This is a genomic window from Hymenobacter sp. HDW8, from assembly GCF_011305775.1.
Classification (GTDB): domain Bacteria; phylum Bacteroidota; class Bacteroidia; order Cytophagales; family Hymenobacteraceae; genus Hymenobacter; species Hymenobacter radiodurans.
The window spans coordinates 4,157,799-4,170,144 of the sequence record NZ_CP049907.1 but is presented as its reverse complement, the minus strand read 5'-3'; the positions used below and the strand labels follow the sequence as shown (position 1 = coordinate 4,170,144).

Below are 12,346 nucleotides of genomic sequence, written 5' to 3'. Positions count from 1 at the left end.
TGACTGACTCTATTTTATCTACCTATCAGCTTATCCGACGCGTTATACTATTTGATATATATGGCTGCTATTTTATCTGACCGCCAATCGGCCGCTTTTCGCTTAACCGATCGTCTTTGGCACCTGCGCGGCGTCGATGCCCTGCTCATGGCCGTTGACCGGGGCGGCGTAGCCATTGGCTCCGTGCTGGCGAGACTACTAGGTTTTCCGCTGGAGTTCTTGGCTGAAACAGAGGATTGGTTTGGTGAGAGAACACAGGAAGAGGCTGAGTTGGTCGCCCCATCATCGGCTCGTAAAGGCCAGACATTAATCGTAGTAGACGACGGAATGGCAACCGAAACGCGACTGGCTGCGGCCTTACGTATTGCCCGCGCCCGCCAGCCGACACTGTTGGTACTGGCTTTGCCCGCGGCTCTGCCTGCCACCACGGCTCGCCTGCGCACTATGGCTGATGCCGTGATATATCTACAAAGCCCTACTCACAGCCAGGCGGTAGAAGAATGTTATGAGAAGCTACCCCCGGTAACCGATGCCGAGGTGGCCGAAGCAATGCGCGCAGCTAATGCATAATGCTCGGAAGTAACAGTCATTTTCCTCAACGGCTCTGAGTATTGAGGGGGTATGCTAACGCTGTAGCTTACGCAGCGCCAACAGGCATAAAGCAACGGAGCCCGCCACCCGAATCTGGCCGCTAAGAATCATGCTTTCAACTTGTGTGAGGGGCACTGTGAGTACCTCAATATTTTCGGTCGGATCGAGCTGCTGGTCGGCTACCAGCCGTGCGTTGCGGGCCAGAAAAAATGAGATAGTGTTTGTGTCCTTGGTGGGGTTATCGCTTACTTCCAACAGCAGCTCCAGCTCATCGGTAGTGTAACCGGTTTCTTCCAGCAGCTCGCGCCTGGCTGCTTCCTGGGGAGCTTTTTCGCCCTCGTCTATTACGCCTCCGGGCAGTTCAATCAGGATTTGGCCCAAGCCATGCTTGTACTGTCGGACCAACACGACCTGCTCGTCTTCGGTCACGGCGAATATCAGCACCACATTGGAGCGCACACTCACAAAGTAATCGTCGAGTTGCTGCCCGTCGGGCAGTTCCACATGGTCGCGGCGAACTTTATACCACGGATGATCAAATACCAGTTCAGATGTAAGCGTCTTCCAGGGCTCAATTTTTTTTGTCATGCTGTATCAATCAGAAATCAGTTGGCAAGGTACTAAACGCCCCCGCAGAAGGAACAACAGTCAGGGTTTTCGGCTGTGTCGGCAACACCTGGCACCAAGCAGTGAGAAGCTATATGACAAATGCGCTTTAATTATTAGAACGAGGGCTGGTAACTCAGTATCTTACATACACTTTGGAAACGATTGTAAGCATTGATGCGACGCTTGCACCATAATATAGCTTCTGTCAACTAGTACCAGAGGCGTTGCCCACAACGATAATTTGCTCATTTTTCCTATCGCCTGTGAGTACTATTACTCAGTATTTCCACAACGCCGCGGCAGTCATTACATACCACACGGTGGGGTATCTGCGCGTTACCTGGCACCCAACGGCCGTATCCGTAACCGAGCTACAGGCGATTTATGAGCATATACTCCACGCCATGCTTCACTATGGCTCCACCCAGCTGATGAGTGTGCATGGTCAGCGGCCGCCTATGCCGCCGCCGCTGCAGCAGTGGCTAACTACGCAATGGGTACGGCGGGCTATTGCGGAAGCAGGCTACGACAAGTGTGCCGTGGTAGAAGCCGAAACGCCTTTAAGTCGGCTGGCGGCTCGCTCTATTGGCAGTGGCCTTTCGCAAATGCTACGCTACAACTATTTCTCAACCATGCAGGACGCGGCTGACTGGCTCCAGAAAAAATAACCAATTAATTGCCCCCCAGAATTTTCTAACCCACCTCGCTCGTCACTAGACCGCGATGATAAACATATTCGGTCGCGGTAGCCATCAGTACCTGGCTGCTTAAAGTAAAATAGGCATTCTCGGTACGGGTGCGAAACGAGAGAACTGAGGCCGTTACCTGCTGCCCTACCCACTCCTCCCCCAGCGGTCCGCTGGTAGGTGGACCGTAGAGCCGAATAAACTCCTGCCGCAGGCCCGCAATTACCTCAGTACCAGTGGCCAGCAAATCGATACGGTACAGCTGCTCGTCGAAAAAGCGGTAGTGAATCTGCCGGAGCGGATGGCTTAAGTACAGCAGGTCTTCCTGTTCGCGGGCATAAGTCGCTACGCGGGGGTCGTGCAGGGCCGACACGAGTATCAGCCCACTCAGCTCATGCACTTTCTGCCCGAACCGAGCCTCCCGAAAGCCGTTCTGCTGATCAAGATAACGCGTGCTGTCTACCATTACTTTTCACTGAAATTGCGCTAGGAATGACAGTCTTACCAGAGCAAATATATAATTTTTATAGGTTGATGCAAATGTTAATCTATCCAATACCGATAGCTTACTAGTAGATACACGCCATATCAAAACAGCTTAAATAGCTATTCAGGGCATTTTTTAGGTATTTAAGTAGATAGCTAGTAGTTTCTGCCACCAATTTAAGTAACTGCTGAGCTTGTTTTTATAATCCAATATCGCTGCGCTTGCGTATAGCAAGTTAGATTCCCTTATTTCTTAACTCAATCGTAATGAAAAAGTCTTTGTTGACTACCCTCGCTTTCGCTTTCACCATTAGTCTAGTCACGCCGGCTGTGGCCCAAACAACGGCCAAAACCAAGTCGGATGCCGACAAGATCAAAACCAAGGAAGATGGCAACATGTCGAAGACCAAAATGGCCGACGACGGAAAAATGAAAATGAAAGGCAAAACGGCTGCCGGCGACAAAATGAAAGCCAAAGGCAAGCCCGGCAAAGCCGCTGAAACCATGGTAAATGCCGCCGACTTGCCCATGAGCAGCGCTGAAGGCGTGATGGTAGGCGGCGCCATGATGGTGCCAAGCAAAGACATTGTAGACAACGCCGTAATGTCGTCGGAGCATGGCACGCTGGTAGCAGCTGTGAAGGCGGCTGGCTTGGTAGAAACACTGAAAAGCGCGGGCCCTTTCACCGTATTTGCGCCCACCAACGCCGCTTTTGACAAACTACCCGCTGGCACCGTGAACACCTTGGTAATGCCCGAGAATAAAGCCAAACTCACCACTATTCTGACTTACCACGTAGTGCCCGGCGCCGTGCGCGCCGCCGACCTGCAAAACGGCCAGACCTTAACTACCGTGCAAGGCGAGACCCTAACGGTGATGAAAAGTGGTACCAGCGTAATGCTGAAAGACGCCAAAGGCGGCATGGCTACCGTGACTACCGCCGACGTAATTTCTAGCAATGGCGTGACCCACGTTATCGATAGCGTATTGATGCCGGCCAAATAAGCTGAGATACCAACGATAAAAAAGCCCCCCAGACGAGTCTGGGGGGCTTTTTTATCGTTGGATACCTTGGGTTGACAATGCGGGAAGTCAGCCCATTTTTATTGAAGTTTGGGCCTGATAGATTGCGTTGGGCTTGTCCTGAACAAAATATTTTTCTGGGCGGCAACAGTTGTTGAGTAAGCGTTTTGCGTAGAAAGAGAACAGTGCCCCAAATGGGCCATCAACCTCTACCAACCTATGAAAGACTCTTCAAAAAAAGCCCCCCAGAACCCCGACGAGCAGCCTCCACGCCGTACCACCCAAAACCAGCCGGCTACAGCCGCTGACCCAAATGCATCGTTTCCGGGCACTGGCGATGAGCACCGACCTGGCGAAAACCTTTATACCCTGCCCGAGATGCAGGAGCCACAGCCCCGCAACCCAACGGAGCCGCAGCCTAAATCAACCAACGAGCCAGCCGCCGAAACGTCGATGCTGGACCGAGAAACCCACGGCCAACTCCTCGATGAGCCGGTGCCAGATGGCAAGTCGGGCATCAGCGACAGCGTCATCAACCCAGTTATTGCGCAGTCGAGCCGCCTCGAAGACAATAACCGCGGCGAGTAACCTCCATTTCTTACGGCTGGGATAACGCCTGCGGGCCGCACGAACTACAGCGTTCAGGCGCCTCGCAGGCGTTATTTTGATAGTAGGTCTTTGTATTCAGCTTGATTGCGCTTCACGAAAGCCTCCACAAAATGGCAGCTGGTCAGCACCTTCAGGTTTTGGTCGCGGGCGTACGCGAGGGCGGTGCGGGCCATTTCCTCGCCTACTCCCTGCCCGCGCAGATTTTCGTCCACAAACGTGTGCGTAAAATCGATGGTGTCGTTGGCGGGCATGCTGTAGGCGAGTTCGGCTTCGTAGCCATGAACGGTGGCGTAAAAGGATTGATCTTCCTGATTATGAATGACGGAAACGGCCATGTTGATGGAAATTATAAAACGGGAAATGCGCCGCCTAACTGCTACTACCTAGCGAGGCAACTTGTTATCCACTACGCGGCTGGGACCAAATGGGTGGAATTTTGTTGACCCTTCAACCACGCTTTTGCGTACTAGCCAACTAGTTGCTTGATACCAAGTGTCTTGCTACACCTTCACACTTCACTCCACCTCTTCTATGAAAACACAAGCAGATGAGCCAAATACGGACGATAACAACAACCGTCCGCTGGCCGAAAATGAGAAAGTAGGCGCAAAATTGGCCAACAAGCCCGTTGGTCAGAGGTCAACTCAACACTCAGATACCCCCAACTACGGCGATTTTGGTCACGCCCCTCTTTCCGACGAAGAAATGAATGGCCCGGTAGCCGCGGGTGCCAATTATGGCACCGCCGCTTCGAACACGCCAGCCCCCGACCAACGCGGCTCGGCCCCTCAAAACCTGAATAATGAGGCCGTGCGCGCTACCATGAACGACGAATCGGACGACCGCCGCGAGGCCGCCAAGCTCGACGACCCGCGCTACGGCAGCGGCACCCGCAACTGGGAAACCGCTGAGCCCGCCAACCGCACCACCCAAGCCGACATTGACACGGACGAAGAATATCGGCCCGCGGCTAATTAAGCCAACGCAAATTTTCCGGAAAAAGCCGGGTGTCGCGCGGTGCGAGGCCCGGCTTTTTCTTTCACTCTGAAACGAAGTCCCCGATGAAAACGCCTGAAGAACAAGCCAGCAACCAACAGATTAATCCTGCGGCCACCCAGCCCACCGACGCGCCCCGCGTAGACGCGGCCTCCGACGAAAGTGCGGGCTCAGCCGCTATGCTCGACGCGGCCACGCACGGTCAGGTGCTGGACGGCACCACCCCCGACGAGGACACCTCCGACATGACCGACGAGCGCATGAACCCCGGGGCTAACCAAATATCGGATACTGACGAAGCCTAGAAGCTGTCTTATGAGTCAAAAAAGCCCCCCAACATATTGCTGGGGGGCTTTTTTGTGCGCAAAAACATCTAGCCCGGAAGCTTTTGATGCAGAAGAAGTCCTAGTAAACTTGCACAGATTACGCACGGCTCCAACGCGCTGAGTATGGTGCAGTGCGTAACAACCAGCGAGTTGCACTCTTCCCCCTCATGCCCATGTCTATTTCTGCCCTCACCACCTTACATTGGCCTGCTGTAAAACTCATCTACACGCAAGGCATTGCGACCGGCAACGCTACGTTCGAAACACAAAGCCCGAGCTGGGAAGCCTGGGACGCTGGGCATCTGGCGCACAGTCGGCTGGTGGCTACCGACGCTGCTGGCAACGTGCTGGGCTGGGCGGCCTTGTCACCAGTTTCGGGGCGGTGCGTGTACGGGGGCGTGGCGGAAGTGAGCGTGTATGTCGCCGATGCCGCCCGCGGACAGGGTGTGGGCCGGCAGTTGCTGGGTGCATTGATAGCAGAATCAGAAAAGAATGGCATCTGGACGCTACAGGCAGGTATTTTCCCCGAGAATAGGGCCAGCATCCGGTTGCATGAGGCTCACGGCTTTCGGGTGCTGGGCCGACGTGAGCGAATTGGCAAGCTGGCCGGCGTGTGGCGCGACACGGTGCTCTTGGAGCGGCGAAGTGCCGTAGTAGGCGCCTAAGAGCTTATCTCAATTTCTTTATCTTACTTGCCTGCCTTTGAATGCGCCTGCTTAATAAAAAGCCCCCCGCGACCTGCCAATAGCTATAGGTATCCTGAGGGCAACGGCGGCGTATAGTAATAGATACCTTCGCTTCCTTACCTGCCTATCATGCCTGCTCCCCTCCTAGTCCTCACCGATTTCACGCCTGACGCCGATCTCGCCCTGAGCTACGCCGCCGCCATTGCCACTGAGTTGGAGGCACCCATCGTGTTGCTGCACATTCGTCGCACTTCCCTGCTCGATCCGGAAGCCTTAAGTGGCCGGATTCCGCAATGGAGCGAGGGCGAAATAGCGTCGGAGCTTAGTAAACGAACCGCGGATCTGACGGTGCCCGCTACGGTGGATATTTCCAATGATCTGCTGGAGAGCGCCGTAGCCGCGGCTGTAGCCCAACATCAGCCCCAGCTTATCGTGCTGGGTCGCCCCGATTATAACAAGCCCGACGAGCTCATTGATACTACCTCGCTGACTTTGCTACGGCATACGCCCGTGCCGCTGTTGGTGGTGCCCATTACGGCTCCAGCCCAGCCAAATCTGCGCCGCGTAACTATTGGTGCCGATAATCAGCCCTTTTCATTGAGCCCGCAGGTAGTAGAGTTTTGCCAGAATCTGCTGAGCGCCTTCAACGCCACCATAAACATCACGCACGTAGTAGAGCCCGAAGACGACGACAATTCCTCTCTGGCTTCACAGCAGGTAGAAAAAAGCGGCCTGACAACTGGTTTTCAGCGCATCACGACCCGCGGGCAGCGCCATTTGAGCCCCGTAGATGGCATTATAGCGGCCGTAGAAGAGGATGGCGGGGCTTATTAATCCTCATTGCAAGACGGCACAGCATCCTGCAACGAATGTTTCACCAAAGCGTATCGGCGCGCGTAGTACGAAACAGTCCGGGCCCGGTGCTGGTACTGCCAGCCCAGCCGTAAGCATTAACCCGAACGGGGATGTTGTTTCGTAGACAAGACGTTTGAGTTAACTAAGTTGAGCAGCTTACCATCGCCAACCTAGCTGCACCCCGCTGTACCAATTGCGGCCAGGAGCAGGCTGGAAGTAGCGTTGGCCAAAGGCGTTAAGGTCATTGCCGAGACTGTAGCGCCGGTTGGTGGCGTTTTCGAGGCCGGCGAAGATGTCCATCTCTAATTTGCCCTCCAGCACCCGCCGCCACCCGGCGCGCGTGGCAAACGTCCAGTAGCCGACCGCATTTACGGTATTAGCATCATTGAGCGGAACTTGGGCTTGGTGGCTAAGGGAAGGCTGAAGGTAAAAACCAAGCTCCTGGTTGAAATCGAGGCCGGCGGAAAGGGTATGCGGTGCGGTGCCGGTGAGGCGGTTGCCACTGTAGTTTTGGTCGCCCTGCTGGTAATCACGGAAGCGGAAATGATTGTAAGCGTAGCTGGCCCAGGCACGCAGGCCGGTAGGTGAGCTGTTGGGTGCGGCGGCAGAAAAGCCCCCACCGCTGTCGGCGTCGGCCGCCATAGCCAGCCGCTCACGGCCGCTTCTACGCCGCGCTGGCGGGTGGAGCCGGAGTTGAAAAACACGTTTACGCCCGATTCTGTGGTGCGCGTGACGATAGTTTGCTTCAATCTGAAATCAAACAGCGCTACATCGAAGACCAGGCGATTATTAAACAGATTGCCTCGCGTACCTAGCTCGTAGCTTGTGCCGCGCTCGGCTTCCAAGTCGCGGTTGAGGCTACCGTCGGACGGACGAATTTCCTCTTCGCTGGGGGGCGAGAAACCGCTGCTCACGCTGGCATAAGCGGATATCTGGGGAGTAATTTCCTTGAGCAATGCCACTCGCGGAGACACTACAGGCTGAAAATTGCGCCGAAACGCAAAGCTATCCGGCCGCGCCGCCGCATCCGAAACCCGCGCAATCCGGTAGCGCAGGCCATTCAGACTGGCGCCCGCCGTGAGCAGGAAATTGGCGGGCAGTTCCCAATCAGCCTGGGCAAAACCGAAACCCACGCTGGTACTAATTTCATCGTCGTAGCGCAAAGTGCCGGGCGTACCGCGGCGGTTCTGGTAGTTGCGCGAATCCTCGAAGCTGTTTTGAAACTCGCCCCCGGCGCTCAGGCGTAGCAAGCGTCCCGCCAGGGCCGCGCGGTAGCCAAACACCGAGCGTCCGCCCCAGCCAAGCGACGTATTGCGCTCCAGATCGGTCAAAAACGGCGTTTTGATAGTTGTAGCGGTGGTGTACAGTGTGGTCTTATTCGACCACCGGCTGTTGAATCGGTAGTCGTGCGTGACGCCTAGTAGCGCCGTTCGGGAGGCGTAGCCGGCCCGCTGATCTACGGTACCGAGTTGGGTGCCCACAGTTGGCCGCGCCTGCCGCGGATTCTGCTCAAACTGCGCCCTGGTCAGGCTACCGGGTATCTCGTAGTCCAGATCGGTGTAAAGAGCATGAACGGAAACTGTTTGCTTATCAGAAAAAGTAAATTCCCCATCCAGGGTCAGCACGTCGCGGCGTAGGGCGCTGTTTTGGCGGTAGCCGTCAAGGGTTTGGCGAGTATACTGGGCGCGCAGGGTAGCGGTAGCCGAGCCCGTTTCGGCCGCCACGGAGTAGCGCCGCAGCCCGAAGCTGCCGGCCGTAAATCCGGCTTGTACCCGCGCTTCGCCGGGCAATGGGCGACGGGTGCTCAGCAGCACCGCACCGCCCGTTCCGGCCCCGTACACGCTGCCTGCTGGCCCCTTTATTACCTCAATGCGCCCAATGGAAGCCGGATCAAGCAGATTGAGCGGACTGCTGCCGCTGGCTTCGGTGAAGGGAATATCGTTGTAATACAGCTTCACATTGCGCACCCCGAACGGCGAGCGGAGTGTGCTGCCTCGTACGCTGAGGCGGTAGCTGGCCGTGGCCCGCTCCTCCAGCCGCACACCCGGCAGCGTATTTACGGCCTGGGTAAGCGAAGTTTGGTTGAAGCGGTCGATAACGGTAGCATCGAGTACGCTTACGCCGGCCGCCGTGCGCCGCAGCGGCAGGTTCTGGCCGTAGCCGACCACCGTGGCCTCGGGCAAGCGCACGGTGCGGGCAGTATCCGGAGTTTGGGCGTGTGAGGGAAGCTGAAGCAGCAAAAGCAGCGGCAGCAGCTGGCAGTAACGAAGAAACATTGGAAAAGTGTAGCGTAACCCTTGACCGAACGGGAAAGCCGCCGGCCAGGTTGGAAAAAAGCCCCCCAGACCGCATTTATCCCGTTCCTATATTGCCTCGTCCCGCTGGACGGGCTTTCTTTCAACGGATTCTCGGTTATAGCCCATGAAGTCTAAGCGGCCTGCTCCTATCATCGTTTTCATCACGGGTGCTTTTGTAACGCATAATTGCTGGGACCAGTGGAAACCGTTTTTCGAAAGTCAGGGCTACGCGTGCTACGCCCCGGCCTGGCCCCACAAGGATGCGCCGGCCGCGGTGCTACGGAGCCAGCATCCCCACTCGCCCATTGCGCAAAACGGCCTGCAAGACGTGCTGAAGCTGTATTCGGATTTCATTGCCCAGCTACCGGCCAAGCCCATCGTCATTGGGCACTCCTACGGCGGGCTCATTGTGCAGCTCCTGCTCCAGCAAGATTCGGTGGCGGCCGGCGTGGCCATTGAGTCGGCGCCGCCGCTGGGCGTGGTGGCGTTGAGTTGGTCGCTGGTGCGCTCGGTGCTGCCCATGCTGGGCTTGTTTTCCTCCACCAAGACCACCTTTCTACCCAGCTTCTCGCAGTGGCAGAACGCTATTGCCAACGGCCTGCCGCTAACCGATCAGGAGGCCTTTTACGAGCGCCTGCTGGCCCCTGAATCGAAAAAGGTAATTCGGGAGGCCCTCAGTCTCCGAGCCCGCGTTGATTTTCGCCGGCCGCACGCGCCGCTGCTGTTTCTGGCTGGCGGCACCGACCGGATTATGCCTGCGGTGCTCAACCACGCCAACTTTCAGCGCTACCGGCATGCGCAGTCTGTAACTGACTACCACGAGTTGCCCGGCCGGTGCCATGCGATGCTGGGTCAGTCTACTTGGCGGGAAGACGCAGCGTTTGTGCTACGCTGGCTATCTGAATTGAAGGTGGCAGCAGTCGCTCCCCAAACCTAAAGACGAGTGTACCCATTTGCACAACTGCGCCATCTCCCCTGCTGATGCTAGAATAGTAACTGTCATGCAGAGCGGAGCGAAGCATCTTGCGTGCTTACGTTGGATTACTAATCTAACCGGCGCGAGCGCGATGCTTCGCTCCGCTCTGCATGACCGCCTTTCTTAAACCTAGCTAAAGAATATTGGCTTGTTCTTATCTTACAACACCTCACTTTTTACGGACACTCATGCTTTACATCCCGGGCCGTCATCGTCGCAAACTGCTGCTTCCGCCGGGCCTGCTGGCGCTGGCGTTTTTGCTGTTGGTGGGGTGTGGAATATTGCGAAATCACCCCAGCCTAAGAAGATATTCAGTTTTTCAGTTTGCTATGCCTATTTATGGGCTTTGCAAGCAGAAAGACTTTTTCGACAATAATGAGCTGCCACCTTTTTGCTTATCGCCAATAGAATTGGAGGGCTTCCGCTCTTGGCAGACAATTGAATTTACTGGAAATCGAATGGAAGATTCCTTGCACTTCCACCAGGCTGTAAACAGCATAACTACACTAAAACAAGATTCAAGTTCGGAACGGGGAATCCGATTTATTCTGGGTAGCGAAGCACGTTATGGAAGTTTAGTGCAGATAATGGATCTGCTTTCTTCAAATATTGGGACGTATTGGCTGGACACAAGACAACAACACACCATCCTATACGCTTACACAAAGGAAAAGAGGCCACAAGCAACCGCCAACAAGTCAGCGCGTTTACCTATTATTAGTTGCGGCACAGGTGCGCTAATGGAAGCTGATGACAAAAGAATGCAGGAAGAGAGTCGTCGTTTAGCGAGGCGTGAAGCTGTAATTGCGAATTTTACCGACTTTACTGATTCTCGCGACGGTATTAAGCTACTTCTATTCTACTCGTTAGCATTCACACTAATATTGCTCTCGATAAGGCATATATTCTATAACCTATTTTCATACAGTTCAGTTGAATAGAACGACCTCATCTATTCAGCTATGACCATCCTTAGAAATACGCTTACAGCCGCGGCACTATGCTCGGCTCTGACGGCCGCCGCTCAAAACGATTACCAAAAAACCGTCACTGCTTCCTACAAAGGCAATATTTTCAAGCCCGGCCAGGTAGATGCTACCGACGCTCGGGTAGCGCAGCTCAAGGCACCCGCCGGCTTTGCCGTTACCAAGTTTGCCGATAAGCTCGAAAAGCCTCGCATGCTAGCCGTAGCGCCCAACGGCGACGTGTACGTGAGCAACCGCGATAAAGGCACCGTCACGCTGCTGCGCGACTCAAACAAAGACGGCAAAGCCGACCTCACCAAGCAAGTAGCCCAGCGCGACAATCTGCACGGACTGGCTTTGAAAGATGGCAAGCTCTATATAGCCGCCGTGCGCGAAGTGTACGCCGCCGATGTAAAATCAGACGGCACATTGAGTGAGCTAAAAACCCTCTACAAAGACCTGCCCGACGCCGGTCAGCACCCTAACCGCACGCTCAACTTCGGGCCCGATGGCAAGCTCTACCTCTCGGTGGGCAGCACCTGCAACGCCTGCGACGAGCCCAATAAAGAAAACGCTACCCTGCTGGAAATCAAGCCCGACGGCTCCGGTCGGCGCGTGGTGGCCAAGGGCCTGCGCAATACCATCGGCTTCGGCTGGCACCCAACTACCAAAGTGCTCTACGGCCTCGACCACGGCATCGACTGGCTCGGCGACGAAGATCAGCGCGAGGAGCTAAACGAGATAAAAGAGGGCGCCGACTACGGCTGGCCCTTCGTGTTTGCCGAGGGCAAAGCCAACCCCGCCGACGAGCCACCGGGCGGCCTAACCCACGAGCAGTACGCAGCCAAAACCGAGAAGCCCAAACTGCTCTACACGGCTCATTCGGCTCCGCTAGGCATGATTTTCAACACTGGGGGGCAATTTCCCAAAGAGTACCAGAACGATGCCTTCGTAACCATGCACGGCTCCTGGAACCGCGCCGAGCCCAGCGGCTACAAAATCGTGCGCGTGCACTTCAACGAGCAGGGTCAACCCGAGAAGTTTGAGGACTTTGTGACAGGCTGGCTGGTGAATAACAACAAGGAGCAGTTCGGCCGCGTCTGCGGCATTGCCCAGCACGCCGATGGCTCCCTGCTGGTTTCCGATGATGCCAATGGCGTGATTTATCGGGTGGCGTATGCCGGAACTGCGCCGGGGGGCAAATCTGTGAAGAAAACGCAGAGCCGTTAGTCAGGAAAAGG

At 55.6% G+C, this 12,346-nt stretch carries 16 protein-coding genes; 11 read left to right on the top strand and 5 right to left on the bottom strand.

Going from position 1 to position 12,346, the window contains the following annotated elements:
• Positions 1 to 60: 60 nt before the first annotated feature.
• Positions 61 to 570 carry a phosphoribosyltransferase family protein gene (locus G7064_RS17890; RefSeq protein ID WP_166074649.1) on the top strand — a complete coding sequence of 170 codons (510 nt, stop codon included), beginning with the start codon at positions 61 to 63 and terminating at the stop codon, positions 568 to 570.
• Positions 571 to 624: 54 nt separating this feature from the next.
• Here G7064_RS17890 and G7064_RS17885 read toward each other — a convergent pair whose 3' ends face one another.
• Positions 625 to 1,179: an NUDIX hydrolase gene (locus tag G7064_RS17885; protein WP_166074648.1), complete on the bottom strand. Its 555-nt coding sequence runs from the start codon at positions 1,177 to 1,179 to the stop codon at positions 625 to 627.
• Positions 1,180 to 1,463: 284 nt separating this feature from the next.
• Here G7064_RS17885 and G7064_RS17880 point away from each other — a divergent pair, with 284 nt between their 5' ends.
• On the top strand, positions 1,464 to 1,868 hold the full coding sequence (locus tag G7064_RS17880) for a hypothetical protein (protein ID WP_166074647.1): 405 nt from the start codon (positions 1,464 to 1,466) through the stop codon (positions 1,866 to 1,868).
• 25 nt (positions 1,869 to 1,893) lie between these two features.
• On the opposite strand, the gene G7064_RS17875 is transcribed toward G7064_RS17880, so the two are convergent.
• Entirely contained in the window at positions 1,894 to 2,352 is a 459-nt protein-coding gene (locus G7064_RS17875; protein ID WP_166074646.1) for a hypothetical protein, read from the bottom strand.
• A gap of 524 nt (positions 2,353 to 2,876) precedes the next feature.
• On the opposite strand from G7064_RS17875, the gene G7064_RS17870 reads away from it, so the two are divergent.
• Together G7064_RS17870 and G7064_RS17865 are read left to right on the top strand one after the other, a co-directional pair.
• Entirely contained in the window at positions 2,877 to 3,377 is a 501-nt protein-coding gene (locus tag G7064_RS17870; protein ID WP_240731753.1) for a fasciclin domain-containing protein, read from the top strand.
• A 237-nt stretch (positions 3,378 to 3,614) separates the two neighbouring features.
• Complete coding sequence (locus tag G7064_RS17865) at positions 3,615 to 3,983, top strand: hypothetical protein (RefSeq protein WP_166074644.1); 369 nt, start codon at positions 3,615 to 3,617, stop codon at positions 3,981 to 3,983.
• A 71-nt stretch (positions 3,984 to 4,054) separates the two neighbouring features.
• Here the strand turns inward: G7064_RS17865 and G7064_RS17860 are convergent, their stop codons facing one another.
• Complete coding sequence (locus G7064_RS17860) at positions 4,055 to 4,339, bottom strand: GNAT family N-acetyltransferase (RefSeq protein WP_133273568.1); 285 nt, start codon at positions 4,337 to 4,339, stop codon at positions 4,055 to 4,057.
• A gap of 196 nt (positions 4,340 to 4,535) precedes the next feature.
• Between G7064_RS17860 and G7064_RS17855 the strand changes: the two genes are divergently transcribed.
• The 4 genes from G7064_RS17855 (at position 4,536) to G7064_RS17840 (ending at position 6,846) form a co-directional block, all read left to right on the top strand.
• Complete coding sequence (locus G7064_RS17855) at positions 4,536 to 4,982, top strand: hypothetical protein (RefSeq protein ID WP_166074643.1); 447 nt, start codon at positions 4,536 to 4,538, stop codon at positions 4,980 to 4,982.
• 83 nt (positions 4,983 to 5,065) lie between these two features.
• Positions 5,066 to 5,305, top strand: coding sequence for a hypothetical protein (locus tag G7064_RS17850; RefSeq protein WP_166074642.1), 240 nt, complete (start codon positions 5,066 to 5,068; stop codon positions 5,303 to 5,305).
• A gap of 194 nt (positions 5,306 to 5,499) precedes the next feature.
• The gene (locus G7064_RS17845) at positions 5,500 to 5,991 is read left to right on the top strand and encodes a GNAT family N-acetyltransferase (RefSeq protein ID WP_166074641.1); all 492 of its coding nucleotides are present in this window, start codon (positions 5,500 to 5,502) and stop codon (positions 5,989 to 5,991) included.
• A gap of 150 nt (positions 5,992 to 6,141) precedes the next feature.
• The gene (locus G7064_RS17840; RefSeq protein ID WP_166074640.1) at positions 6,142 to 6,846 is read left to right on the top strand and encodes a universal stress protein; all 705 of its coding nucleotides are present in this window, start codon (positions 6,142 to 6,144) and stop codon (positions 6,844 to 6,846) included.
• 177 nt (positions 6,847 to 7,023) lie between these two features.
• On the opposite strand, the gene G7064_RS23330 is transcribed toward G7064_RS17840, so the two are convergent.
• Together G7064_RS23330 and G7064_RS17830 are read right to left on the bottom strand one after the other, a co-directional pair.
• Positions 7,024 to 7,167, bottom strand: coding sequence for a hypothetical protein (locus G7064_RS23330; RefSeq protein ID WP_166074639.1), 144 nt, complete (start codon positions 7,165 to 7,167; stop codon positions 7,024 to 7,026).
• Between the two features lie 68 nt (positions 7,168 to 7,235).
• Positions 7,236 to 9,143, bottom strand: coding sequence for a TonB-dependent receptor (locus G7064_RS17830; RefSeq protein WP_166074638.1), 1,908 nt, complete (start codon positions 9,141 to 9,143; stop codon positions 7,236 to 7,238).
• Between the two features lie 145 nt (positions 9,144 to 9,288).
• Between G7064_RS17830 and G7064_RS17825 the strand changes: the two genes are divergently transcribed.
• The 3 genes from G7064_RS17825 (at position 9,289) to G7064_RS17815 (ending at position 12,335) form a co-directional block, all read left to right on the top strand.
• A complete protein-coding gene (locus G7064_RS17825; RefSeq protein WP_166074637.1) occupies positions 9,289 to 10,101 on the top strand; it encodes an alpha/beta hydrolase in 813 nt (270 codons plus the stop codon).
• Between the two features lie 227 nt (positions 10,102 to 10,328).
• Positions 10,329 to 11,081 (top strand): hypothetical protein, encoded by a 753-nt coding sequence (locus tag G7064_RS17820; RefSeq protein WP_166074636.1) that lies wholly within the window; start codon positions 10,329 to 10,331, stop codon positions 11,079 to 11,081.
• A 21-nt stretch (positions 11,082 to 11,102) separates the two neighbouring features.
• A complete protein-coding gene (locus tag G7064_RS17815) occupies positions 11,103 to 12,335 on the top strand; it encodes a PQQ-dependent sugar dehydrogenase (RefSeq protein WP_166074635.1) in 1,233 nt (410 codons plus the stop codon).
• Positions 12,336 to 12,346: the final 11 nt, after the last annotated feature.

Coding starts and splice junctions, on each gene's coding strand:
- G7064_RS17885 (WP_166074648.1), bottom strand. CDS start 1,179: ATGACAAAAAAAATTGAGCCCTGGAAGACGCTTACATCTGAACTGGTA.
- G7064_RS17875 (WP_166074646.1), bottom strand. CDS start 2,352: ATGGTAGACAGCACGCGTTATCTTGATCAGCAGAACGGCTTTCGGGAG.
- G7064_RS17850 (WP_166074642.1), top strand. CDS start 5,066: ATGAAAACGCCTGAAGAACAAGCCAGCAACCAACAGATTAATCCTGCG.
- G7064_RS23330 (WP_166074639.1), bottom strand. CDS start 7,167: ATGGACATCTTCGCCGGCCTCGAAAACGCCACCAACCGGCGCTACAGT.
- G7064_RS17825 (WP_166074637.1), top strand. CDS start 9,289: ATGAAGTCTAAGCGGCCTGCTCCTATCATCGTTTTCATCACGGGTGCT.
- G7064_RS17870 (WP_240731753.1), top strand. CDS start 2,877: ATGGTAAATGCCGCCGACTTGCCCATGAGCAGCGCTGAAGGCGTGATG.
- G7064_RS17840 (WP_166074640.1), top strand. CDS start 6,142: ATGCCTGCTCCCCTCCTAGTCCTCACCGATTTCACGCCTGACGCCGAT.
- G7064_RS17865 (WP_166074644.1), top strand. CDS start 3,615: ATGAAAGACTCTTCAAAAAAAGCCCCCCAGAACCCCGACGAGCAGCCT.
- G7064_RS17860 (WP_133273568.1), bottom strand. CDS start 4,339: ATGGCCGTTTCCGTCATTCATAATCAGGAAGATCAATCCTTTTACGCC.
- G7064_RS17845 (WP_166074641.1), top strand. CDS start 5,500: ATGTCTATTTCTGCCCTCACCACCTTACATTGGCCTGCTGTAAAACTC.
- G7064_RS17890 (WP_166074649.1), top strand. CDS start 61: ATGGCTGCTATTTTATCTGACCGCCAATCGGCCGCTTTTCGCTTAACC.
- G7064_RS17815 (WP_166074635.1), top strand. CDS start 11,103: ATGACCATCCTTAGAAATACGCTTACAGCCGCGGCACTATGCTCGGCT.
- G7064_RS17830 (WP_166074638.1), bottom strand. CDS start 9,143: ATGTTTCTTCGTTACTGCCAGCTGCTGCCGCTGCTTTTGCTGCTTCAG.
- G7064_RS17820 (WP_166074636.1), top strand. CDS start 10,329: ATGCTTTACATCCCGGGCCGTCATCGTCGCAAACTGCTGCTTCCGCCG.
- G7064_RS17855 (WP_166074643.1), top strand. CDS start 4,536: ATGAAAACACAAGCAGATGAGCCAAATACGGACGATAACAACAACCGT.